Genomic DNA, 23,846 nt, shown 5'->3' on the forward strand with positions numbered 1-23,846 from the left:
GTTATGAGTAAAGCACCCATGAACATCAATTTTATGGCCGCCCGCAAACCGCTGGGTGTTCTGTCGCTGGCGTTGGTAATTATTTCCGTCGTATTGTTGCTGACCCGAGGGCTCAACCTGGGCTTGGACTTTACCGGTGGTACGACGGTCGTGGTGAAAAGCCCGACAGATGTGGAGCTGTCCCAAGCCCGTGATGATCTTACTGAGGCCGGCTTCGGCGATGCCGTTGTGCAGCATTACGGCTCACCTAAGGAGGTGAATATCCGTGTTGCACCCAAGGACGATGCGGATGCGGATAAAGTCGGCCAGAATGTCTTCAATGTGCTTAAAGAGCACAATGCAGATCTGGAACTACTGAAAGTAGAGTTTGTTGGTCCTCAGGTGGGTGACGAACTTCGTGATGAATCCGGCACCGCCATGCTATTGGCCCTTGGCTTGATGATGCTGTACGTGTGGTTTCGGTTCTCCAACAAGTTCGGTGTAGCTACCGTACTTGCACTGTTTCACGATGTGATCATTGTGCTGGGGTTGTTTGCACTGATTCAGTGGCCTTTCGACCTGACGGTGCTGGCGGCGGTGCTGGCGCTGATCGGTTACTCGCTTAACGACTCCATCGTGGTGGCTGACCGGATACGGGAAGATTTTCGCAGTACCCGGGAGACGGATCCGGTGGCTATCATTAATGGTGCGGTGAACCAGACCTTTACCCGGACGATTAACACCTCGGTTACTACTTTGCTGGTATTGGTGGCGTTGTACTTCTTTGGTGGCGAAGTGATGCGAGCTTTCTCTGAGGCATTGCTGGTGGGGGTTTTAGTGGGTACCTATTCGTCCATCTATGTGGTGAGCAACATCCTCTTCATGATGAAGGTCAGCAAGGAAGACTTTATGATTCCGGAGCCGGAAGAAGTGGATGAAATGCCGTAACGGTAATGGATCGTTAATAGTGGTTAATCGATAGTGAAAGGCCGTGACGTTGTCACGGCCTTTTTGTTTTTGGGTTGGCGGTGGAAATAGCGCAATAAGTGGAGCAAGCAATGAAAAATTTTTTAACGATAATATTGCTGTCTTTGGTGTCGGTAGCCGTACACGGTGAAGAGCCGGGAGGTAAGGTTGCAGCAGCAAAAGAGGTTTTAGTGGCCAGTAACGCTAAAGCCATTTTTACTGAAGCGCGCAAGCAAATAGAAAGTATGACCGACCAGGCGTTGGCGAAAACAATTCCTGCTGATAAAAAGGGCATGGTGGAACGTTATAAAAAGCGTGTGCAAAGTATTCTTGATGAAGGATTAAATTGGGGCGCCATGGAGGCACAGATGCTGGATATTTATCAACGGACTTTTTCGCAGAAAGAGATGCAGGATATGGCCACCTTCTATCAGTCAGAAAGTGGTCAAGCGATCATGAAAAAGATGCCGAAAGTGATGGCAGAGTCCGTGCAGATTTCCCAGCGGCAAATGCAGCATGTGATGCCGTCCTTGCGGCAAATGTTCTCTGATATGGAAGCTGAGCTGGCTCATACTGAAGTGCAAAAGCAATAAAACTAATGTGGCTGAATAAGAAAGGTTCGGCTGTGTGGCTCCTTCGCTGTGGGGTAAACCGGCATGTGCGAGGGAAAGAATGCAGGCCGGTATGGTATGGCAATTCGCCCAACCCGGCCTGCAGTTTTTAACTCAGCTGAAGTTCTGTTTTTCCATCCAGGGAATAATTCGGCTAAAGGCTTCTTCTATCTGATCCAATGATGTGGAATAACTGATACGTAGGGCATTTCGGCCTGCGTCCCCAAAGGTATCGCCAGAAATAGTACAGACCCCGGTTTCGCGCAGTAATTTCAGGGCCACGTTAGCGCCATCGACCCCTTCCGGTAATGAAGGGAAAAGGTAGAAGGCTCCGTCGGGTTTGTAGCCGGTTAGGTGCGGCGTTTGCTCTACTAGTTCTACCAACCGATCTCGGCGACCTTGATACTCCTCTACCATGCTGTCGATGAATTGATTGCTGCCACGCAGTGCCGCAACGCCGGCCCATTGGCAGGGGGTGTTGGCAACGGTGGTGGTGAACATATGGTAGCGGCGTAGTTTTTTAATCGCCCCTTGGCTGCCAATGAGCCAGCCAACACGCATGCCCGCCATGGAGAAGGTTTTCGAGAAGCTGCTGATGACCATGACATGATCCAAGTCTGGGCAGCTGGAGAGTACGCTAGGGTAATCTTTTCCATCGTAAATTAGATGGTCGTAGACCTCGTCGCTGATCACATGGATGCCACGGTAGGCGGCTTCTTCGACAATGGCGTCAATGGTTTCCCGCGGGTAGATGGTGCCAGTGGGGTTACTGGGTGAGTTAAGGATCACCGCAAAGGTGTTGGGGCCCATGGCATCAATGACCTCCTGCGGATCCAGTTGGTGATTGTTCTCGGCACGGGTGGCAATGCTGCGCACGATGCCGCCGTTCATGCGGATCAGTGGGCCATAGAGCATGAAAGAGGGGTCCGGCACGATGAATTCTCGGCCGGGCGCCGAGGTGGCGGTTAATGCCAGATACAGAGCTTCGGTGGCACCGGTGGTGACTAAGAAGTTTTCCGGCACTAGGGTGCGCTGGTACCGCTTGCTGTAATACTCGGCCAAAGAGTCCAGTAGTTCGGGTAGGCCCGCATCCATGGTGTAACCGGTCTGGCCAGCATAAAGTGCGTCCACCCCGGCCTGAATTACATGCTCTGGCGGTTTGAAATCGGGCTGACCGATGGATAAATGAATGACATCATCCATGTCCGCGGCCAAGTTCACCATACGACGGATACCTGGCACTGGAATGGTCAGCAGGGCCGGGTTCCAGATGGGGTCTTCGCTTTCGTAGAAATCTGTGTCCAGATTGCTGTTTCCCATTAAAGATCTCCTTTCCTTAGGCGCCTTTCAGCAGTTCATCCAGCAGAGGGGGGAGGTGCACAAACGGCTGTGCCTGCTCGAAGGCGTGGCCAGCGGCGAGCACTCGGGCATCGTCGAAGCGGGCCCCCACAATCTGTAGCGCCATGGGTAGGCCATTGCTGCTGAGCCCCAGCGGGACAGACAGGGCTGGCTGACCGGTCATGTTGAAGGGGTAGGTGAAGGGCGTCCATGTGGGCCAACGGGTGCTGGGCCAGTCCACGGGCACTTCCCGGTTGGTGTCGAATGCCTCGATAGGCAGACAGGGGGTGATAAGCAGGTCGTATTTAGTATGGAATAGGGCCATCCGTTCACTCACCGCCATGCGTTCATTCATGGCGCCGAGATAGTCCAACATACTTAGCTTTTCCGCTTTGCTTGCTACTTCGACCAGAGCAGGGTCCATTAGGCTGCGCTGGCGTTCACCTAAGTCGCGCATGGCGTTGGCAGCGCCGCTATAAAATAGGTGACTGAAAGCGGCAAGAGGGTTGCTGAATCCCGGATCCACTTCGCTGACGGTGGCGCCTAAGGATTCGAAAACCCGGGCCGCTTCGCGGGTGGCCTTTTCGATTTCAGGATTGACGTCCACGTAACCTAGGGTGGTACTTAGGGCGATACGCAGACCTTTCATTGGCTGTTGTAGCGCAGCTACATAATCAATGCCGCGGCGCGGCGCGGCTAGGCTGTCGCGGGCGTCAGCCTCACTCATTACGGTCATCATCAACGCGGCATCAGCCACGGAGCGGGTCATAGGACCCGCGTGTGCCAGGGTGCCGAAAGGACTGGCGGGCCAGTGAGGAACTTCGCTGAATGTGGGTTTGTGGCCGACGATGCCGCAGAACCCGGCGGGAATACGGATGGATCCGCCCGCGTCGGTCCCTAGTGCCAGCGGTACCATACCGGCGGATACTGCGGCGGCGCTGCCGCCACTGCTGCCGCCGGAGGTTTTGCTTGGGTCCCAAGGGTTGTTGGTGGGGCCACAAAGGGGGCTGTCAGTAATCCCTTTCCAGCCAAATTCCGGAGTGGTGGTTTTGCCTAGCGGTACGTAGCCATGACGTTCCAGTGCGGCCACGGCGGGGGAGCGCTTTTCCAGCGTGCTGGCCGGGTCGATGGTTTTAGACCCTTTCAGCGTAGGCCACATGGGCGTGAGGAACACGTCTTTGACGGCCACAGGGACGCCGTCGAGAAGGCCTTCAGCGGTGCCGTTCTGGTATCGCTGCTCCGCGTCGCGAGCCCACTGTAAGGTGGTGTCTCGATCAATCAGACACCAGGCGTTGAGTGCCTCATCATGGCGCTCAATATGGTCAAGCAGAGTATTGCAAACCTCCACGGGGGAGAGGGCGCCGGCCTGGTAAGCGGCTTTCAGCGCCTGGGCGCTCATGGTCAGTAGTTCCTTGCTCATCGACGATCCTCCTGATTTTGATACTGCCTGAGTAGGACACCAGGTATAGGCTATACCGCCTTGTCTGGCATTCTGGGTCAGGCATTACTCACATAGCCGTGTTCCTTGTTGACCGGGTTGTCCAGTGGCTGGCCCCGGCGCCAGCGGTGGAAGTTATCGACAAATTGCTGGCCCAAAGCCTGTCGCCAGCCAATAAAATCCCCGGCCATATGGGCGGAAATCATGACATTGGGTTGATCCCACAGTGGGTGGTTGGGGGGGAGTGGTTCTTCTTCAAACACATCCAGTGCCGCGCCGGCTAGCCGGCCTTGCTGTAGGGCGCGCAGCAGAGCCTCCGTGCGCACAATGGGGCCACGCCCCACGTTGATGAGTGCAGCACCGGGCTTCATTTGGCGAAAGGTGGTGTCGTCAAACAAACCATGAGTGTCCGGCGTCAGTGGTGCGGTGATGACAACGTAATCCGCATCGCAGAGCAGGGCAGGCAGATCCTGCTGGCGGTGTACCCGATGAAAGGCACTGTCGTGGCGAGCGTTGCGGGCAGTGCCTACCACCTGCATGCCCATAGCACGCAATAATGTGGCGACTTCCCGGCCAATAGAGCCTGCGCCAACCACCAGTGCATTGGCGCCGCGTAGCATGGCGGTTTCTCGGTGTTGCCAACGGTGTTGAGCTTGCAGCGCAAGGTTGCCGAAGGAGTCTTTGGCGAACATTAGCAAGGCGCCCAGTACATACTCGGCGATGCCGTGGTCGAAGGTGCCACGGGCATTGGTGACCACAATGTCACTGTGCTTGATGGGGTCGATCATTAACGCATCCACACCGGCGCTGGTAGCGTGGACCCACCGCACCGGGCAATCATCTGGCCACACTTCAGCCAGCAGATCGGTGCGAAAATCGGTGACCACCAGAATGTCGGTCTCCAATAGTGCGCGTTCTAACTGCGCAGGTGTTCGTGCTTCCTGAACCCGAGCTAAGCCCTCTAGGGACTCCAACCCAGGCAGGGCGGGTTCATCTTCGGCCAATAGCACGGTGATGGTGGTCTCGGTCATCAGGGCTCCTTTCTCTTGCTACAAGCGGCAACGCGGGGAAAGTCATAGGGACTCCAGAATCTGCGCCCGCGCTTGCTGCTTAGCGCTTGTAGCTGTTTTTCAGGTTTCTTTCAGTGCGGTATCGAATAGCGCGACCGCCTGCTCGATTTCCGCTTCGCTGACGGTGAGTGGTGGCAACCAGCGTACCACCTGCCCGTGGGTGCCACAGCGCAGCATTAGCATGCCGTTGCTTTCGCAATGCTTGAGCAATTTTCCGGCACGCTCCCCGTCGGGCGTGTGTGGGGCGCTGACTATCTCAAGACCCAGCATCAGGCCCATGCCGCGTATTTCATCGATGCAATCGTGCTGTTTTTGCAGACCTTGCAGGTGAGTAAGTAACTGCTGACCGAGAGCGTTTGCGCGGGACACCAGCTGCTCTTTCTCGATCACGTCTAGGGTGGCTAATGCGGCGGCACAGGCCACCGCATTGGCGCCGTAGGTGCCACCCTGAGAGCCGGGGTAACCCTGAGCCATGATCTCCTTACTGGCGGCGATAGCAGACAAAGGGTAGCCGCTGGCTAGGCCTTTAGCAGTGATAATCATGTCTGGCTGAACGGCAAAATGTTCGTGGCTCCAGAACTTGCCGGTGCGACCAAAGCCTGCCTGAATTTCATCTGCAATCAGCAGAATGCCATATTTATCGCAGCGCTCGCGCAGGCCTTTCATGAAGGCAATAGAGGCGGGGTAGTAACCGTACTCCCCCTGCACCGGCTCAATGATCATCGCGGCGGTATCTGCCGGATTGCACTCGGTGATGAAGATATGGTCCAGCTCGTTGAGGCAATCAGTAACGCATTGGTCCATGTCCTGGCCATAGCGATAGGCGTGGGGGAACGGCGCAATACTGACCCCGGCCATCAGCGGTTGCCAACCGGTGCGTACCTTGCTGGTGGAGGTGGTTAGTGATGCGGCGGCGAGGGTGCGACCGTGGAAGCCGCCTCGGAAAGCGATTAAATTGGTGCGCCCGGTGGCCTGGCGGGCCAGGCGAATGGCTGCCTCTACGGATTCGCTGCCAGAGTTGGAAAAAGCGATTGCATCCAAGCCTTTGGGCAAGTGTTCGTAGAGCCGGTCGGTGAGAGTCAGCATGCTGGGGTGGGTTACCGTGGCGTATTGGGCATGCACCAGCTTGGCAACTTGGGCCTGGGTTGCCGCGACTACTTTGGGGTGGCAATGGCCGGTGGAGGTCACGCCGATGCCGGAGGTGAAGTCCAGCCAGCGATTTCCCTGTTCATCGTAGAGCCAGCTTCCTTCACCGCGCTCTGCGCAAATCCCGCTGGATTGAACCAGTAAGGGGGACAAATGACTCATGGTGCCTCCTTTCTCAATTACTCATTGCCGTCGTTGTCTGTTGCGGTGGCCCTTGGTGAACTGTTTTGTCGCCACCTGTGCAACTCTGTGCCAGCGGAGCGTGGAATACGCCTCGCGGGTAAATTCAGGTTACTGGTTGATGTTACTGGGCCAGCAATGCATAAAGCCGTTGTCCTGTTTCCAGCGTTCCTTTCTCTTGTCTGTGCTGTGGCGAAGTGTCTCCTTCCTTCGCCAAGTCTGCGTTCACTGTGTCATGCAGATGTTGTGCCGCATTGCCCAATGCCGGGTGGTGGTGGGCCAGCCATTCCAGCGTCATAGCTAAGCTGAGCAGGGTTGCGCGGGGGTCCGCCAGGTTTTTTCCCGCGATATCCGGGGCACTGCCGTGCACCGGCTCAAACAGGGCGGGGATGCTGCCGTCTTCCGGGTTGAGATTGGCGGACGGCGCTAGCCCTGGACCGCCACAGAGTACCGCGGCCAAGTCGGTGAGAATGTCTCCATGCAGGTTGCTGGCCACCACCACATCAAAACGCCAAGGGCATTGCACGAATTTCATGCAGGCGGCATCCACCAGCTCATGGTGGGTGTCCACATCGGGGTATTCCCGAGCCAAGCGTAGGAAGGTTTCGGTGTACAGGTCGCCCCAGAATGGTTGGGCATTGCGTTTGGTGATCAAACATACCTGGGCGGACTTTTCATCTTTGAAATGCCGAGGAATGGGGCGTTGCTTGGCCCGCTGGCGAGCCCGTTCGAATGCATGGCGAATCAATCGTTCGGTAGCAGAGGCGGTGAACACTTCCACTTGGGTGGCCACCTCGTGAGGAGTGCCGGCTCGCAGACGACCGCCCTGATTACTGTATTCGCCTTCGCTGTTTTCGCGAATCACCAGCATGTCTACATCGTTGGCACGCGGGTCGCTGAGATATTGGGGAGCACCGGGCTGCCAGCGGGCGGGGCGCTCACAGGCCCACAGGTCCAGTTGTTTGCGCAAGGCCAGCAGCGGTGACAGGGAAATACTGTCGGGGAGTACAAAACGATCCGGGGCGTCTAGCGGCCCGGGGTCGCCCAGAGCACCTAGTATAATGGCATCAAAGCTTCGAAGCTGCTTTACGCCGTCTTCCGGCATCATGTGCCCGTGCTGTTGGTGCCAAGCGTGGGAGGGCCAAGGAAAGGAGGTGTAGGTCAACGGTAACTGAAAGCGATCGATCAGCAGGGTTAGAGCGTGTTCGGCTACGGCCATAACTTCAGGGCCGATGCCGTCGCCGGGGAGCAGGGCGATGTTTAGCCGTTTCGTCATCCTTAACTCCTATTTATGCTTCAAGCTGCAACACGAGGGTAGGTATGAGCAATGCCAGATTCCTGAGCCCGCGACCAATACGGTAAAGTGCGGGCCTATACCTACCAGATTGATGCTTCATTTACCTCGCGTTGTCGCGCGTCGCTGTATTTAGCTTCCCATGCACAGATATTTTGTTTCCAGATACTCTTCCATGCCCTGGTGGGAGCCTTCGCGACCGAGTCCGGATTCCTTGACTCCGCCAAACGGCGCGGTGGCGTTGGAGATTAGGCCTTCGTTAACGCCGACCATACCGCTTTCCAGCGCTTCGGCGACGCGCCAGCAGCGGTGGATATTGTCACTGTAGAAGTACGCAGCCAGCCCATAGGGGGTGTCGTTGGCAATGCGCAGGGCTTCTTCTTCGGTTTTAAAAGGAATGATGGCTGCCAGCGGCCCGAACGTTTCATCTTGGCAGAGCTGGGCATCGGTGGAGACATTGGTAATCAGGGTGGGCTGTACGTAGTTGCCGCCGCGTTCATGGCGCTGTCCACCGGTGATCACCTTGGCGCCTTTACTCAGAGCATCTTCCAAGTGCTCCATCACCTTGTCGGAGGCGCCGCGGTTGATCAATGCGGCTTGAGAAACGCCTTCATCAAAGCCGTCGCCGACTTTCATGGCTTCGATGGCCACCTTAAATTTTTCCACAAAGGCATCGTGGATGCTTTCTTGGACCAGAAAGCGGTTCACGCAGACGCAGGTCTGGCCGGTGTTGCGGAACTTGCTGGCCATGGCGCCTTCAACCGCTTTATCCAGGTTGGCGTCATCAAATACGAGGAAGGGAGCGTTGCCGCCCAGTTCCAGAGAGACTTTCTGGATGTGCTTGGCGCATTGAGCCATCAGCTTGCTGCCCACCTCGGTGGAACCGGTAAAACTCAGCTTGCGAACAATGGCGGAGTCGGTCAGCGCGGTGGAAATCGCTCCGGCACTGCCGGTGATGACGCTGAAAACACCGGCGGGTATGCCGGCACGTTCGGCCAGTTCAGCCAGTGCCAGTGCCGAATAGGGGGTGGCACTGGCCGGTTTGACCACCATGGTGCAGCCGGCAGCCAGCGCTGCCCCCGCCTTGCGGGTAATCATGGAGGAGGGGAAATTCCAGGGGGTGATGGCGGCGGTGACACCGATGGGCTGTTTGATGACTACAATCTGCTGCCCGGGTTTGGACGCTGGAATAGTATCGCCATAGGCTCGGCGGGCTTCTTCAGCAAACCATTTCAGGAAAGAGGCTGAGTAGGCTATTTCGCCTTTAGCTTCGGGCAGCGGTTTGCCTTGTTCCAAGGTCATCAGCCGACCCAGATCGTCCTGGTGCTCTATCATCAGGTCGTGCCAGGCCATGAGCAGATTGGCACGTTCAGCGGCGGTCTTATCGCGCCAGCCAGGAAAGGCTTGGTGGGCGGCGTCAATGGCGCGGCGAGTCTCCGTCTCGCCCATACGAGGCGAGGTGCCGATGTCTTCCCCGCTTGCCGGGTTGTCGACCGCAAAGGTGGCGCCGTCATCCGCATCACACCATTGACCATTGATGTAGCATTGCTGGCGAAATAGGCCGTTATCAGTGAGAGAAACCATTGTCATGAAGCACCTCTTTGCTGAACTGTTGTGCTTACCACGCTAGCAAAGCATGCCGAGATGTCCATGCGGAAATGAAAAAATTGGTTTGGGATCTAAGGAAAAAAGCAGCAATAAGTGTTTAGCGCCAAGCTGCAACACCAGGAAAGTTGGCTATGGGGTGATGGGATGGAGCCGCGATTCGGAGGTTGGGGAGGAGGATAATGAAGCGCGACTCAAGCTGTGCTGGAGCCGCGTTGTAGCTTGGGCTTGTTTCAGCGTTTCAGCGTTTCCGTCAGGTGCGGTTTGATTTTTTGTAGCAGCCCCTTAAAGACCTTTGGACTGCCGGCGACGATGCCACCGCTTTCCAGGTATTTATGCCCACCGCTCAGGTCGCCCACCAAGCCGCCTGCTTCGGTAATTAACAGTACTCCGGCGGCCATGTCCCATTCGGCCAAGCCGAATTCAAAGAAACCATCCAATCGGCCGGCGGCCAGCCAGGCCAGATCCAGTGCCGCAGAACCGGGGCGGCGTAAGCCGGCGGTGGCCGCGGCCACATCGGCGAACATGCCTAAGTAGGCGTCCATATGCGGCGCCTGGTCTTTACGGAACGGGAAGCCGGTGCCAATCAGGCAACCTTCTAGCCCTGCTCGGTTGGTGCAGCGGATGCGGCGGCCGTTGAGGGCGGCGCCGCGGCCACGGCTGGCGGTGAATTCTTCGTCGCGGTTGGGATCGTAGATCACGGCATGCTCCATTTTGCCTTTGTATTTAAGGGCAATGGAGACGCAATATTGCGGGAAGCCATGAATGAAGTTGGTCGTGCCGTCCAGTGGGTCGATGATCCACTGGTAGTCTTTGCCGTCGCCACTGCCTTCGAGAGCACCGGATTCTTCAGCCAGAATGCTGTGGTCCGGGTAGGCCTTGCGGATCACATCGATGATGCGTGCTTCTGCAGCACGATCTACTTCGGTAACGAAGTCGTTCATGCCTTTTTGCGTAACTGATAAGGGATCACTGCTTTCGGCAGCTCTACGAATCAGAGTACCCGCCTGACGGGCGGCTCGCAGGGCGATATTCACTTGCGGCGCATGCATGGCATCTATCCTCAATATGACGTGTGGCGTAACGGTTTTTAAAGAGCGCGGGGCAGGGAGACTCAAGGTTCCCGTTCCGGGGCGCGGATTGTAGCAGAGCCCGCGCGATCAGGGCAGCCGCCGTGTTAAGATTAGCGCCTTTTTTAATGAGAGGCCTCCCATGTTGGAAAATGTGCGCATCGTGATGGTGGAAACCTCCCACCCCGGCAATATCGGCGCGGCTGCCCGGGCTATGAAAACCATGGGCCTGTCGGACTTGCGGTTGGTGCAGCCACAGTCCTATCCCAGCGTGGAGGCGACCGCCCGTGCCTCCGGTGCCGGGGACGTGCTGGAGGCGGCGCAAGTGTGCAACAGCGTGGATGAGGCGCTGGAAGGCGCCACTTTGGTGATCGGTACTAGCGCGCGCCAACGCCGTATTCCCTGGCCCTGCCTGACGCCGCGCCAGTTGGCTGCACAGCTCTCCCACGATTTGGCCAATGCGCCGCAGGATACCCGCATTGCGGTGTTGTTCGGTCGTGAGGACCGGGGGCTGACCAACGACGAGCTGCGCCGCTGCAATCTCCACGTGAGTGTGCCCGCTAATCCAGAGTATGGGGTCTTGAATGTGGCGTCGGCGGTTCAATTAATCAGTTACGAGTTGCGTCTTGCGTTGTTGGGGGATGATTTCGAGTTGCAGGAATCTCGCTCCCGCCGTGAAGTGATGCCACTGCCAGAAATGTTCTGGGATGAACCGCCGGCCACCAATGAAGCGGTCTCTGGTTTTCTCGATCATTTGGAGAAGGTGATGGCACAGAGTGGTTTTTTAAATCCGCAACAGCCAGGTCAAGTAATGACACGCATGCGTCGTTTGTTCATGCGCGCTCGCCCGGACAAAATGGAAATGAGCATTTTGCGCGGCGTATTGGTGGCGCTGGAGAAAAAAATGCAGCGTGATGAGGGCCGATAGGCCATAGCAAACGGCCACTGGTGTCATCCTAATGGGCCTTGGTCCTAGGTTTCAAAATGAGGTAGTTATGTTGAATCAAGTGCGCGAGGACATTCGTTCGGTCTTTCACCGGGACCCGGCGGCACGCAATACGCTGGAAGTGCTGCTGAATTACCCTGGCTTGCACGCGGTGCTTTTTCATCGCTTGGCGAATGGCTTGTGGACCCGAAACTTTAAGCAGCTAGCGCGCTTGCTCTCCACTTTTTCACGTTGGTTGACGGGCATTGAAATCCACCCTGGTGCCAAAATTGGCCGCCGTTTCTTTATCGACCACGGTATGGGGGTGGTCATTGGCGAAACCGCGGAAATCGGCGATGACGTGACGCTTTATCATGGCGTGACCCTGGGCGGGACCAGTTGGAGTAAAGGTAAACGCCACCCGACCCTAGAAGACGGAGTGGTTGTCGGTGCGGGGGCGAAAGTGTTGGGCCCGTTTACCGTGCACAAGAATGCCAAGATTGGCTCTAACTCCGTGGTCACCAAAGAAGTGCCGGAAGGAGCCACGGTGGTGGGTATTCCTGGTCGGGTAATTAATCATCCGTTGACCGAGAAAGAGAAAACTCGCCAGGAAATGGCCGAAAAAATTGGTTTTCAGGCGTATGGGGTCAGCAATGATATGCCAGACCCGGTGGCTGAAGCGATCCATCTTTTGCTGGATCATATGCACGCGGTGGACAACAAGCTGGACCGGGTGTGCACCAACCTGAAAAAGCAGGGCATTCAGGGGTGTGATGAAAAATTGCCGGTGTTGAAGGATGAAGACTTTGAGCCAGTAAATGCGGGGGGCACGGACTGAGCAAGCGGTTGCGCCTCTGCGCGAGATAAACCCACCACAAAAAAAGGCTGCATCCTCCCGGGATGCGGCCTTTTTTGTGCTTCTGTCCTTTTACGGCTTGCTCGAAACCGAAAGCCCTTTGTGGTCTGGCGGCGCAACAATGTCTGCTGTCTCATTATTGACATGTTCCGGCCGGATAATGGTCTGTCATCGATAGTGTTATGGACCGCAGTCATGGGGGCATCTTCCACCAAAACATCTTTTCTGGAGTCCGCCACCGTGGACGCGGCGGTTAGTTGGCCGGGGCAGGCGTTTTTCGACAGCAGTCTGTCCGGGGCGGTACTGGATCCGCAATGGCGGGTTCGCAGCCTGGTTCGGCCGGTTATCTGGCTGTTGAACGATGGCAAAGCCGGACATGTAAACCAATTGCGCGGTCTGGGCGAGCGGCTGGAAGCGCTCTGTGGTGCCCAGCTGGTATGGCTATCGTGCAAGGACTTCCGGGTGACGCCTTGGCAGGCAATGGCAGGCCAGCCTCCGGAGATCGCCGCGCCCACCCCTGACATCATTATTGCTGCTGGCTCTGGCACCCATGCATTACTGCTGGCCTGCCGTCGTCAGTACGGTGCCATGACGGTGGTGCTGATGCGGCCGGGCTTCCCCCTTGGGTGGGCGCACCTCAAGGTGATCCCGGAACACGATAATCCGCCCGCCAGGGGGGATATTCTGGCTACCCAGGGGGCCATTACGGCGGTGCGACCCAACCCCGGCCTTACCGAACAGTTACGGGGCCTGATTTTGGTGGGAGGAGACTCGCCTCACTTCTGCTGGGACAGTGATGCCATATACCAGCAACTGATGACCCTGTCGCAGGATTATCCCCACTGGCAGTGGACAGTGACCAGCTCGCGCAGGACGCCGCTGGCGCTAGTGGAGAAATTACAACGCATCGAGCGGGGCAATGTTCAATTTTTTCATCACCAGCAAACCGATGCCGGTTGGCTGCCGGATCAGCTCAAGCAATCCCGGGTAGCGTGGGTGTCCCCCGACAGTGTCTCCATGCTTTACGAATCCCTGACAGCGGGGGTGTTGACGGGCATGTTTGCGTTGCAGCCCGGAAAGAAAAAGCGGGTGGTGAAGGGGGTGCTTCAGTTGCACCAGAGAGGGTTGATTAGCGCATGGAATCAGCGTGATGCCCTGATGGAAAGTGATGAGGCTCGGCCGCTGCATTTGTGGGAGGCCAACCGGGTGGCGCATTGGCTGATCGAGCGATATCAGGAGGCCGACTTTTGAGAGTGTTGCAGGTTTTGCCCGCTCTCAATAGTGGAGGTGTTGAACGGGGTACAGTGGAGTTCGCTCGTGAGCTGGTGCTTCGCGGCCATGATTCCTGGGTCCTTTCACAGGGTGGCGGGATGGTGGAACAGCTTGAGGCCCAGGGTAGCCGGCATGTGACGATGCCCGTTCACCGTAAATCCCTTTTTTCGCTGAAGCTGGTGCGTCCGCTGCGCAGATTGCTGCAGGAACTGGCACCGGATGTGGTTCATGTGCGTTCCCGATTGCCGGCATGGCTGGTATGGCTGGCCTGGCGGAAATTAGATCCGTCCCAACGCCCGGTGTTGGTAAGCACCTTTCACGGGTTGTATTCGGTCAATCGCTATAGCGCCATTATGGCCAAGCCGGAAAAGCTGATTGCGGTATCAGAACACGTCGGCCGTTACATGCAGGAAAGTTATTCGCTGGATCCGGCCCGGATCACTGTGATTCCGAGAGGTGTCGACACCCAGGCGTTTTCGCCAGGTGAGCCGGATGCCCGCTGGTTACAGCAGCTGTTTGCCAGTTACCCGCATTTCAAGGGAAAGCGTTTGCTGCTGATGCCGGGCCGGCTGAGTCGCTGGAAAGGGCAGGAAACCTTTCTTGATGTGATCAAGCAGGTGGTAGAACGGGTACCCGATGTTCACGGTGTCATTGTGGGTGGTGCAGAGCCCAACAAACAGCATTACCGCACCGAACTTGAAAACAAGGCGCTGGCAATGGGGTTGGGGCCCCATGTCACGCTTGTCGGACGCCGTAGTGATCTGGTGCAGTTTTATCGATTGGCAGAGATCACCTGCCACCTTTCCAGTAAACCGGAACCGTTTGGCCGGGTGATCACCGAAGCGCTGGCCTCGGGCTGCAAGGTGGTGGGCTATGATTGTGGCGGTGCGGGCGAGATTCTGGCGGCCTGTTTTCCTGACGGCCTGGTCGCAACAGAAGATACCGAGGCGGTGGTAGAAAAAATTATCAGTTTGTTGGACCAGCCTTCCACCATGGTTCTTCCCGACGAATATGGTTTGCAGCATCAGGTGGCGGCGACGCTGGGGGTTTATGAGCAGGCGCTGGTCGAGCAGGGCAGGCCTTGCGATCCGGTAACCAATGGGGGCAAGCAATGAGAGTCCTGCATGTTGCATATCAACAGTTGCGGCGATATGGCAAGACCCGTGTCAGCTGGGCCCACAAGCTCACCCTCGGGCTGATTCGTAACGATCATTACGTGCAAGTGTTCAGCGATCGGGATGTGGCAGCGTTTGAGGCGCCTTTCGGGGTCCGTGATCTGGGCAAGCGTCAGGCGAATCAACGGTTGCTGGAAACGGTAGAAGCGGTAGAGCCGGATCTGGTCATCGTTGGCCATTGTGATCTTGTCAGCAATGAGACTCTTGGCAAGATACGACAGGTTTGCCCGGGGGTTACGTTGGTGCACTGCAATAATGACCCGCTGTTTGTGCCCGACAACGAACAACGACTGCGTCACCGTGCCAAGGCGGTGGATGCCGTATTTGTGTCCACCGGGCTGCCGGCCCTGCGTCGTTTTGATGATTGCCCGGCGCGCTTTTATCACATGCCGAACCCGGTCGATGCGTCCATTGAAACCCTGGATAACAGTCTGCGCGATAACCTGCCGGTGGATTTGCTGTTTTGCAGTAACAGCGATGATTTCACCCGTCGGCGGGAAACCGTCAACCTGTTACGGGACAGCATCGCGGACCAGATGGTTTTCAAGACGCCAGGCATGGATGGCGCTCCCCCGGTTTGGGGGCGTGATTACGAGCGGGCCCTTGCCAGCACCCGAATGGGCTTAAACCTGAATCGGCAGGAAGGGGACTACTGGTACTCATCTGCAAGGATGGCACAGTTGGCGGGCAACGGCATTCTGCAGTTTTGTCACAGTGCCCCCCGCTTTGACGAATTATTGCCGGCAGAGACGCTGGTTTACTTTGATGATGAGGCGTCGCTGTGTGAACAGGTGAAGGCATTTCACCACGATGATGCGCGTCGCCGGCATTGGGCTGCCCGTGCCCGACAGTTTTTCCACGACAACATGAACTCCCGTTTGTATGCCCAGTATATTGTCGAGGCCGCCATGGCGCTGCCTTATTCCCATGACTATGTGTGGGCCAGGGGAAAGCGAGAGGGCCGTTGATGGCGGTAGTGCTCTCGACCAGTGCGCCCTTCGCCCGTGGCGGGAATCGACTTTGCTTCGTTGACCCGGGTAACCGGGAGCGGTGTATCAAGGTGCGTCGTCCTGATTTCACGCTGGCCGACCGACGGCGAAAAAAAGGATTCCCGAAAACGCTGCTGCCCTTGTCCCACTTTGATGACAACCGGGAAGAGCACCGCGTTATGTCGATGCTTCAGCGTCGTAACGGCGATGTGCTGCACCAGCATGTGAGCCGCTGTTATGGCACGGTGCAAACGGATATGGGGGCGGGACTGGTGTCTGAGTTGATTCGCGATGGTGATGGCGCGGTCTCGCAGACATTGAAGAAAGTCATCTGGGATGAAGGAATGAGCAGGGCCAGCCAGCAGGCTGTGAATACCCTGGCGGATTTCTGGATGCGATATTGCATCCCTTCCCGGGACCTGTTGTTGCACAACATCGTGGTTCAGCGCGGGGGTGACGGAGAGATTCTTCGCCTGGTTGTTATTGACGGGTTGGGCAGTGCCGGCCTCGTTCCCTTGCAGCGTTTGCCGGCTTTGTTGCAGCGTAAAAAAACCAGGAAAAAGGTGGCGAACTTGCATCACCGAATCCAGCAGCTGCTTGCCTTGCGCGGACTCCCAGAATTCCCCGGATTCCATGGCGAGTTGCTGCACGACGACCGCCCGGCTTGTTGCCGATCTGAAAAGGCCGATTCATGACTTCTTCTTCCTTGCGTCTGGCCCAGGTATTGGCCGGTGCCGAACAGGGCGGTGCTGAAAATTTTTTTGTGCGACTGGTGAGTGGCTTGCAAGGCGCACCTGCTTTGCAACAGAAAGCATTTCTGCGCCCTTACCCGCAAAGGATTGAGCGTCTTCAACGGGCCGGTGTGGTTACCCAGGGCTGTGGTTTTCCCGGCCCCCTGGGTGTTATGGAGCGCCGTCGCTACCTGAAGGCATTGCAAGGCTATCAGCCCGATATTGTGTTGACCTGGATGAATAGGGCAAGTGGTATCACGCCACCAGGTGACTATACCCTGGTTAACCGGCTCGGCCATTATTACAACCTGAAATATTACCGCCAGGCGGATTACTGGGTTGGCATTACCCGGGGAATTTGTGATCACCTGGTTCGCGGGGGCATGCCCGCCGACCGGGTGGTTCACATTCCCAACTTTGCGGATGAAGAGGTGGTGCCTGCATTGCCTCGCGGCAGTTTTGATACGCCGGAGGATTGTCCGCTGATTCTGGCGGCGGGCAGGCTTCATGAAAACAAGGGGTTCGATGTGCTGTTGGCCGCCCTGCAGTCTATTCCAGATGCGGTGCTGTGGCTGGCTGGCAGCGGCCCTGAGGAAGTGGCGCTGAAACGCCGCTGTGAAACGCTGGGATTAACGGGCCGGGTCCGTTTCCTGGGATGGCGCAGTGATGTCACGTCGTTAATGCGCACGGCAGATCTGTTCGTGTGCCCTTCACGCCATGAGGGGTTGGGCTCCATTGTGCTTGAGTCCTGGGCGCACTCCTGTCCCATTGTTGCCACCCGCTCTCAAGGGCCCGCCGAGTTGATCGATCATGGTGCTACCGGCTTGCTGACGCCGGTGGATGACCCCCAGACCCTGGCAGAAGCCATTAACCTGCTATTGCGCGATACCCGGCTGCGCGAGCAGTTGGTGGAGGCCGGAAGGCAGCACTACCATGCTTGCTACAGTCGCACCAAGATTGTTGGCCGCTATCTGGAGTTTTTTGCTTCCTTGTCTGCAAGCAGGGAGCGGTAGCCTGTGAGGCTCGCTGGAGAAAAAAATGTGGAAAAAAAAGCGAAGAGATAAACGGGCACAGGCCAAACGCAATGCCATTGCATTACAGCGTGGAGCCTGGTTGTCCGGGCAATTGCAGTGGAGCGCAGTCAATAGCCACCTGAGTGGGGTGGGGAATGCCCTGCCCGAAGAGGTGATCGTTTCCCTGACCACATTTGATAAACGCATCGACAATGTTTATCTGACCATCGAGAGCCTGCTACAGCAATCCCTGAAACCGGATCGCATTATTCTCTGGCTTTCAGAACCGGAGTTTCCTGATCGGCGTATTCCGCACGTGCTGGAACTGCAGCAACAGCGAGGGCTCGAAATTGCCTTCTGCCCGGAAGATCTGGGCCCCTACAAGAAGTTTTATTACACCATGGAGCGTTATCCCGACAGTCTGGTGATAACGGTGGATGACGATACCCTTTACCCGCACGACCTGGTGGACCAGCTTTACCGTAGCTACCAGTCAATGCCGGGTGTCATTCCCTGTCACCGTGCCCACGGGATGCGGTTCGATGCGGCGGGGAGCGTGCTGCCCTACAAGCAGTGGGAAAAGCCAACCTTTCAATCTGAACCGTCGCTGCTGACATTTCCCACCGGAGTGGGCGGGGTGCTTTATTATCCGGGCTGCCTGGATGAGCGGGTGTTGGACAAGGACTGTTTTATGTCAATTTGCCCGCACGCAGATGATGTCTGGCTCAAGGCAATGAGCTTGAAGAAAGGCGTTCCCTGTCGACGGGTGCCGGACCATCGTGACTTCTGGATTCGTTTCCCGGTTATCGAGGATAGTCAGCTGCATTCCCTCAAGCGTTCCAACAAGTCCGCCTCTGGCGGTAACGACAGCAAAATCCGCGCGGTTTTTGATCATTTCGATCTGTGGGGCAGGTTTGCTGATGAAATCAGTCAGCGGTGAAAACCGTGGCGGAGCTTGATCAACGCGGCAGGGCCATGATTAACGCGCCCATGGCGGCCGGCAAGCCGCTAGTGGCAATCGGGGCGGCGTTGTTGCTGTGGGGGTTTGCTGTCACATCGCTGCTGTTCCATGAGGCTGCCAGAGGGTTTGAGGTCGCTGTGCTTGCGGTTGGCTTCAGCGGTTTTTTCCTCTATGGCGGATCGCTGCGCGTTGCCTTGCCTGTTTGGTTGTTAGTGGCGGCCACGATGGTGGTCCTGGCATCCTGGGCAGGTTCGTTGTGGCACCATCCCCAATGGGCGGAATCGTCACCCAAGGTCCACCGGCTGACGCAGTGGTTTAGCTTTATTGCGATTGCCTGGTTGCTTGGTGGAACGCTTCGTCATGTGTTTATGCTCTGGTCCGTGGCGGCGGTGGCGCTCTTGCTGGTGCCCTGGGTGCAGGGTGGGGGAATGGACGAATGGCAGCTGGCGTTTGCGGGCGAACGAGTGGATTTTGGCATCCACAATGCCCAGCACACCACCATGTTCTTTGCCACCGTGCTGCTGGGGCTGGTTGCCTTTGCTCCCCGTATGTGTCGCCGAGGGGGCTGGCAAATCTTGCGGCTGCTGCTGGTATTCCTCTGCGTGCTTGTGTGCGCTGCCGCCATGATCTTTTCCCAGACCCGAGGCGTCTGGCTGGGGTGGAGCCTGGCATGTCTGGTGATGTTGTCGTTGCTGTTTTACGGTTATTGCCGTGCCGCCAATGGACGCCAGGCGATGATCGCCGCCGCGTTACTGTTGCTTGCCCTGTCCGGGATTGCCGCCCTGCTGACCCCCATTGTGGCTGACCGGCTTGACGATGAAAAAGCGCAAATCGAAAGCGTTATGCGTGGCGATATCCATGCAGACTTGACCGGTAGTGTGGCGGGCCGCGCCCATAGCTGGTGGGCGGCGGCGGAATGGATTGCCGAACGCCCGGTACTGGGCTGGGGAGGGAATGGGCGCGGCCTGGTGCTGAGCCATTCCGAGCGTTTGCCTGAGTGGGTCAGTAACAAGTTTGGCCATCTGCATAGCAGTTATCTGGATACCATGGTGAATTTCGGTCTGCTCGGGCTGGGGGTGCTGCTGGTCTTGCTGGGCTGGGTGACTCTGCGCGCTATGGCTGCCTGGCGCGCCCGGCAGTTACCGGGAGATGTGCTGATTTTTTATTTGGGGTTTCTGGCGTTCTGGTTGGTGATCAACCTGTTTGAATCCTATCTGTATTTTTCCAGCGGCGAGCTGGTTTTCTCTCTGATTCTGGGGGGGGTCGTTAGCCTGATTTGGGCAGGGAACAAGCCGCAATCGTTGCCCGGCTAGCCTGCCTCCGTTTCCCCTGATCGCGACGGTGCTATCAGGAGGAAACGGAGCAGCCTGTGGCTGGCCGGTTATCTTGCTTAAACGTTAAACCGGAAGTGCACCACGTCACCATCCTTGACGATGTACTCCTTGCCTTCCAGTCGCCACTTGCCGGCATCCTTGGCGCCGGCTTCACCATTGTGGTCAACGTAGTCATCGTAGGCGGTGACTTCCGCACGGATAAAGCCTTTTTCGAAATCGGTGTGGATAACGCCGGCGGCCTGGGGCGCGGTGGCACCAACGCGCACGGTCCAGGCGCGTACTTCCTTAACGCCGGCGGTGAAGTAGGTCTGCAGGCCGAGCAAATCAAAGCCGGCGCGAATGACTCGATTCAGGCCCGGCTCTTCCATGCCCAGGTCGGCGAGGAAGTCGGCTTTTTCTTCGTCGTCCAACTCAGCAATTTCCGATTCAATTTTGGCGCAGATGGGCACTACTGAGGAATTTTCTTTCTCGGCCAGGTCGCGCACGGCGTCCAGCAGGGCATTGTCTTCAAAGCCCCCTTCGTCCACGTTGGCGATGTACATGGTCGGCTTCAGCGTCAGTAGATTGAGGCTTTTAATCGCCTTGCGCTCATCGTCTGTGAGTTCCACGGAACGGGCCGGGTCGCCTTCATTAAGGGCGGGCAGTACCTTGTCCAGTACCGGCAGCAAACCTTTGGCGTCCTTGTCCTGACCTTTGGCCGCCTTGGTGGCGCGGAAGTGTGCTTTTTCCACCGTGTCTAGGTCGGCGAGGGCCAGCTCGGTATTGATCACGGCGATATCGTCCAGTGGGGATACCTTGCCCGATACGTGGATGACGTTTTCATCGTCGAAGCAGCGAACCACGTGGGCGATAGCGTCAGTTTCGCGGATGTTGGCGAGAAACTTGTTGCCCAGGCCCTCACCTTTAGAGGCGCCGGCTACCAGGCCTGCGATGTCGACGAATTCCATGGTGGCGGGCAGCACTCGCTCCGGATTGACGATGGCTTCCAGCTTGTCCAGGCGGGGGTCCGGTACTGGAACCACACCGGTATTGGGTTCAATGGTGCAGAACGGAAAGTTCTCGGCATCAATACCCGCTTTGGTGAGCGCGTTGAACAAGGTGGATTTGCCCACGTTGGGCAGACCGACGATACCGCATTTGAAACCCATGACAGACCTCCATTTTTCGAGGCCGCAATGCTACATGAGCGACACGCTACAAGCTACAAGCCTCAACGCGAGGGTCACTTTTCTTGGTTTAAAGCAACGAGTTGCGGGCAGGGTGTGGGCGCGGGGTTGTGGTATCAGGATTGCTCCACAACTTGAAGCGCAGCAGCGGCTTTTATGCCTTGAAGCCGTTGAGTCGGTTCATGGCGCTATTCAGGTCGCCGCGAAGCATATCGGCGGTGTTGTGGACAGCTTCATCGATGGCGCGATCGATCAGGTCTCGGTCGGCTTTGGAGGGTTTGCTCAGCACATGGGGCGTAACCCGGTCAGCAGAGCCGGGGTGGCCGATGCCTAGACGCAGGCGGTAAAAATCACGGCTGTTGCCATGCCGGCTAATAATATCACGCAGACCGTTGTGGCCGCCGTGGCCGCCGCCTTGCTTGAAGCGGGCGCAGCCGGGGGGCAGGTCGAGCTCGTCGTGAGCAACCAGTATCTGCGTAACGGGGATCTTGAAGAAATTCGCCAGAGCGGCGGTGGCCTGACCACTGCGGTTCATGAAGGTGGTCGGTACCAGGAGGCGGATTGTTTCGCCTTCAAAGGAAAAGGTGGCGGTGAGGCCGAAATATTTCTTGTCTTCGGTAAGGAAGACGCCCTGACGTCGGGCCAGGGCGTCCACATACCAGACGCCAGCATTGTGGCGGGTGTCTTCGTATTCGCGGCCCGGGTTGCCCAGGCCTACGATCAGTCGAACGGGATCCGCCACGGTAGGTCTTATTCCTCGCTTGCGGCTTCTTCGCCTTCTGCTGCGTCGTCATCATCGGAAGACGCACGCACTTTGGGTTGGTGAACCGCGGCCACCGGCTGGTCGTGGTCTTCGCCCAGTGCGAGCTGGGTCAGTTCCACGCCTTTCGGCAGTTTCAAATCGGACAAGTGAACAACGGAGTCTAGCTCAGCGTTAGCCATGTCCACCTCGATGAACTCAGGCAGGTGCTGGGGCAGACAGCTCACTTCTACTTCTGCGAAGTTGTGCTGGATCTCGCCGCCTTGCTTTTTCACGCCGATGGAGCTTTCTTCGTTGGTGAAGTGCAAGGGAACGCTCATGGTGATCTTGTGGGTCTTGTCGACGCGCAGCAGATCCACGTGCAGCGGGTGGCCTTTGGCCGGGTGACGCTGCATGTCACGCAGTACGGCTTGAACATCAGCACCGTCTAGCTTGAGGGTGAGGATGTGGCTGTAGAACGCTTCGTTTTCCAGGGCTTTTTTCAGCTCGCGCAGTTCAACGCTGATCATCTGCGGCTCGGCTTCGCCACCGTAGAGGATGCCAGGAACACGTTCTTGCAGACGACGCAGGCGGCGGCTCGCACCTTTCCCTGTATCGCTGCGGCTTTCTGCATTCAGCAGGAATTCATTGGACATGGTATGTCTCCAGTATGCTCTCGGGCTTCCCGCGACCAGGTTGGCCAGAGAGGTTGATATAAAACCACGGAGGATTCCGCGGGGGCGCGATTATGCAGGAAAAGCACGCCAGACGCCAGATGCCTGTAGCAAGAGGACATAAAAAACAAAACCCGCTTGAGGGGCGGGTTTCTGGGGGCGGGATTAGCCTGTTGTTATCTGGCGTTTTATACGAGCTCTAACCGATCGAACATAGCGCTCAGGGATTCTTCGTTGTTCACTCGGCGTACGGTTTCGGCCAGCATCGGCGCGAGGCTGAGAACGCGGATATTTTTGCAAGCGCGGCCCGCATCGGATAATGGAATGGTGTCGGTGACCACTAGTTGATCCAATGAGCTGTTGGCAATGTTGTTGATGGCCGGGCCGGATAGAATCGGGTGGGTGATGTAGGCGTAGACCTTGGCCGCGCCGTGTTCTTTCAGGGCGTCGGCGGCTTTACACAGAGTGCCAGCGGTGTCGACCATGTCGTCCACTAGCACGCAGGTGCGGCCTTCTACTTCACCGATGATATGCATGACCTGAGAAACATTGGCCTTGGGGCGACGCTTATCGATGATGGCTAGGTCGGCATCATTGAGCTGCTTGGCTAAGGCGCGGGCCCGGACCACGCCGCCCACATCCGGGGAGACTACCATTAGGTCATCATGGCTCTGGCGTTCGATATCCGCCACGATCAGCGGGGTAGCGTAGACGTTGTCCACTGGAATATCGAAGAAGCCCTGGATTTGATCAGCGTGAAGGTCAACGGTGACGACGCGATCAATGCCCACCGCCGTGATCATGTCGGCGACGACTTTGGCGGTAATAGGCACCCGGGCGGAGCGCACGCGGCGATCCTGGCGGGCATAACCAAAGTAGGGGACAACCGCGGTGATGCGGCCTGCGGAGGAGCGACGCAGGGCGTCGGCCATGACCAGCAATTCCATGATGTTGTTGTTGGTCGGGTTGCAGGTGGATTGCACGATAAAAACGTCTTTGCCGCGCACGTTTTCCTGGATTTCCACGGCAACTTCGCCATCGCTGAAGGTGCCCACATCGGCGTTGCCGATAGGCAAGTTCAGGTGTTTGACCATGGCTTTGGCCAGTTCGGGATTTGCGTTACCGGTGAAAACGACGAGCTTGGACACTGGCGCCCCCTGGGGTCTTGCGTCGTGAATTTGGGAACCACTAAGGGGAAGGGTAAGAGGTTCCTCAGAAGAAAAATGGCTGGGGTACCAGGACTCGAACCTGGGAATAACGGGATCAAAACCCGCTGCCTTACCAACTTGGCTATACCCCAACACTCGGTCTCAG

At 57.2% G+C, this 23,846-nt stretch carries 22 protein-coding genes and 1 tRNA gene; 11 read left to right on the forward strand and 12 right to left on the reverse strand.

Going from position 1 to position 23,846, the window contains the following annotated elements; all coding sequences use genetic code 11:
* Positions 1-3: 3 nt before the first annotated feature.
* Positions 4-927 (forward strand): protein translocase subunit SecF, encoded by a 924-nt coding sequence (secF, locus tag Y017_RS09755; RefSeq protein ID WP_011587790.1) that lies wholly within the window; start codon positions 4-6, stop codon positions 925-927.
* 110 nt (positions 928-1,037) lie between these two features.
* Positions 1,038-1,538: a DUF2059 domain-containing protein gene (locus tag Y017_RS09760; RefSeq protein ID WP_011587791.1), complete on the forward strand. Its 501-nt coding sequence runs from the start codon at positions 1,038-1,040 to the stop codon at positions 1,536-1,538.
* 132 nt (positions 1,539-1,670) lie between these two features.
* On the opposite strand, the gene Y017_RS09765 is transcribed toward Y017_RS09760, so the two are convergent.
* From Y017_RS09765 to suhB, 7 genes are all read right to left on the reverse strand, one after another.
* On the reverse strand, positions 1,671-2,876 hold the full coding sequence (locus tag Y017_RS09765; protein WP_011587792.1) for a pyridoxal phosphate-dependent aminotransferase: 1,206 nt from the start codon (positions 2,874-2,876) through the stop codon (positions 1,671-1,673).
* A gap of 16 nt (positions 2,877-2,892) precedes the next feature.
* Positions 2,893-4,314, reverse strand: coding sequence for an amidase (locus Y017_RS09770; RefSeq protein ID WP_011587793.1), 1,422 nt, complete (start codon positions 4,312-4,314; stop codon positions 2,893-2,895).
* 77 nt (positions 4,315-4,391) lie between these two features.
* Entirely contained in the window at positions 4,392-5,363 is a 972-nt protein-coding gene (locus Y017_RS09775) for a D-2-hydroxyacid dehydrogenase (protein WP_035460541.1), read from the reverse strand.
* 99 nt (positions 5,364-5,462) lie between these two features.
* Entirely contained in the window at positions 5,463-6,710 is a 1,248-nt protein-coding gene (locus Y017_RS09780) for an aspartate aminotransferase family protein (protein ID WP_035460544.1), read from the reverse strand.
* A 142-nt stretch (positions 6,711-6,852) separates the two neighbouring features.
* Positions 6,853-8,004, reverse strand: coding sequence for an isocitrate/isopropylmalate dehydrogenase family protein (locus Y017_RS09785; RefSeq protein WP_011587796.1), 1,152 nt, complete (start codon positions 8,002-8,004; stop codon positions 6,853-6,855).
* Positions 8,005-8,154: 150 nt separating this feature from the next.
* Positions 8,155-9,606, reverse strand: a complete 1,452-nt coding sequence (locus Y017_RS09790) for an NAD-dependent succinate-semialdehyde dehydrogenase (protein WP_231483478.1) — start codon at positions 9,604-9,606, stop codon at positions 8,155-8,157.
* Between the two features lie 254 nt (positions 9,607-9,860).
* A complete protein-coding gene (gene suhB / locus Y017_RS09795) occupies positions 9,861-10,679 on the reverse strand; it encodes an inositol-1-monophosphatase (protein WP_011587798.1) in 819 nt (272 codons plus the stop codon).
* A gap of 160 nt (positions 10,680-10,839) precedes the next feature.
* On the opposite strand from suhB, the gene Y017_RS09800 reads away from it, so the two are divergent.
* The 9 genes from Y017_RS09800 to Y017_RS09840 all read left to right on the forward strand — a co-directional run bounded on the left by Y017_RS09800 (position 10,840) and on the right by Y017_RS09840 (position 19,932).
* On the forward strand, positions 10,840-11,625 hold the full coding sequence (locus tag Y017_RS09800) for an RNA methyltransferase (protein ID WP_011587799.1): 786 nt from the start codon (positions 10,840-10,842) through the stop codon (positions 11,623-11,625).
* 67 nt (positions 11,626-11,692) lie between these two features.
* Positions 11,693-12,460, forward strand: coding sequence for a serine O-acetyltransferase (cysE, locus tag Y017_RS09805; RefSeq protein WP_035460552.1), 768 nt, complete (start codon positions 11,693-11,695; stop codon positions 12,458-12,460).
* Between the two features lie 213 nt (positions 12,461-12,673).
* Entirely contained in the window at positions 12,674-13,729 is a 1,056-nt protein-coding gene (locus Y017_RS09810; RefSeq protein ID WP_051428750.1) for a mitochondrial fission ELM1 family protein, read from the forward strand.
* Between the two features lie 2 nt (positions 13,730-13,731).
* Positions 13,732-14,865 (forward strand): glycosyltransferase family 4 protein, encoded by a 1,134-nt coding sequence (locus Y017_RS09815; RefSeq protein WP_231483479.1) that lies wholly within the window; start codon positions 13,732-13,734, stop codon positions 14,863-14,865.
* On the forward strand, positions 14,862-15,893 hold the full coding sequence (locus tag Y017_RS09820) for a glycosyltransferase (RefSeq protein ID WP_035460556.1): 1,032 nt from the start codon (positions 14,862-14,864) through the stop codon (positions 15,891-15,893). Before Y017_RS09815 ends, Y017_RS09820 begins: the two co-directional genes overlap by 4 nt.
* On the forward strand, positions 15,893-16,609 hold the full coding sequence (locus Y017_RS09825) for a YrbL family protein (RefSeq protein WP_035460558.1): 717 nt from the start codon (positions 15,893-15,895) through the stop codon (positions 16,607-16,609). Before Y017_RS09820 ends, Y017_RS09825 begins: the two co-directional genes overlap by 1 nt.
* Positions 16,606-17,658 (forward strand): glycosyltransferase, encoded by a 1,053-nt coding sequence (locus tag Y017_RS09830; protein WP_035460559.1) that lies wholly within the window; start codon positions 16,606-16,608, stop codon positions 17,656-17,658. The genes Y017_RS09825 and Y017_RS09830 overlap by 4 nt, the downstream gene beginning before the upstream one ends.
* A gap of 25 nt (positions 17,659-17,683) precedes the next feature.
* Positions 17,684-18,598: a hypothetical protein gene (locus Y017_RS09835; RefSeq protein ID WP_035460561.1), complete on the forward strand. Its 915-nt coding sequence runs from the start codon at positions 17,684-17,686 to the stop codon at positions 18,596-18,598.
* A gap of 5 nt (positions 18,599-18,603) precedes the next feature.
* Complete coding sequence (locus tag Y017_RS09840; protein WP_155849258.1) at positions 18,604-19,932, forward strand: O-antigen ligase; 1,329 nt, start codon at positions 18,604-18,606, stop codon at positions 19,930-19,932.
* Positions 19,933-20,009: 77 nt separating this feature from the next.
* Here the strand turns inward: Y017_RS09840 and ychF are convergent, their stop codons facing one another.
* The 5 genes from ychF to Y017_RS09865 form a co-directional block, all read right to left on the reverse strand.
* The gene (gene ychF, locus Y017_RS09845; RefSeq protein WP_035460563.1) at positions 20,010-21,101 is read right to left on the reverse strand and encodes a redox-regulated ATPase YchF; all 1,092 of its coding nucleotides are present in this window, start codon (positions 21,099-21,101) and stop codon (positions 20,010-20,012) included.
* Between the two features lie 172 nt (positions 21,102-21,273).
* On the reverse strand, positions 21,274-21,861 hold the full coding sequence (gene pth, locus Y017_RS09850) for an aminoacyl-tRNA hydrolase (protein WP_011587802.1): 588 nt from the start codon (positions 21,859-21,861) through the stop codon (positions 21,274-21,276).
* Between the two features lie 8 nt (positions 21,862-21,869).
* On the reverse strand, positions 21,870-22,514 hold the full coding sequence (locus Y017_RS09855; protein WP_011587803.1) for a 50S ribosomal protein L25/general stress protein Ctc: 645 nt from the start codon (positions 22,512-22,514) through the stop codon (positions 21,870-21,872).
* Positions 22,515-22,720: 206 nt separating this feature from the next.
* Positions 22,721-23,680, reverse strand: a complete 960-nt coding sequence (locus Y017_RS09860) for a ribose-phosphate pyrophosphokinase (protein ID WP_011587804.1) — start codon at positions 23,678-23,680, stop codon at positions 22,721-22,723.
* Positions 23,681-23,756: 76 nt separating this feature from the next.
* A tRNA-Gln gene (locus tag Y017_RS09865) sits at positions 23,757-23,832 on the reverse strand.
* Positions 23,833-23,846 lie beyond the last annotated feature (14 nt).

The sequence above is a fragment of the Alcanivorax sp. 97CO-5 genome, assembly GCF_000524665.1.
Lineage (GTDB): Bacteria > Pseudomonadota > Gammaproteobacteria > Pseudomonadales > Alcanivoracaceae > Alcanivorax > Alcanivorax borkumensis.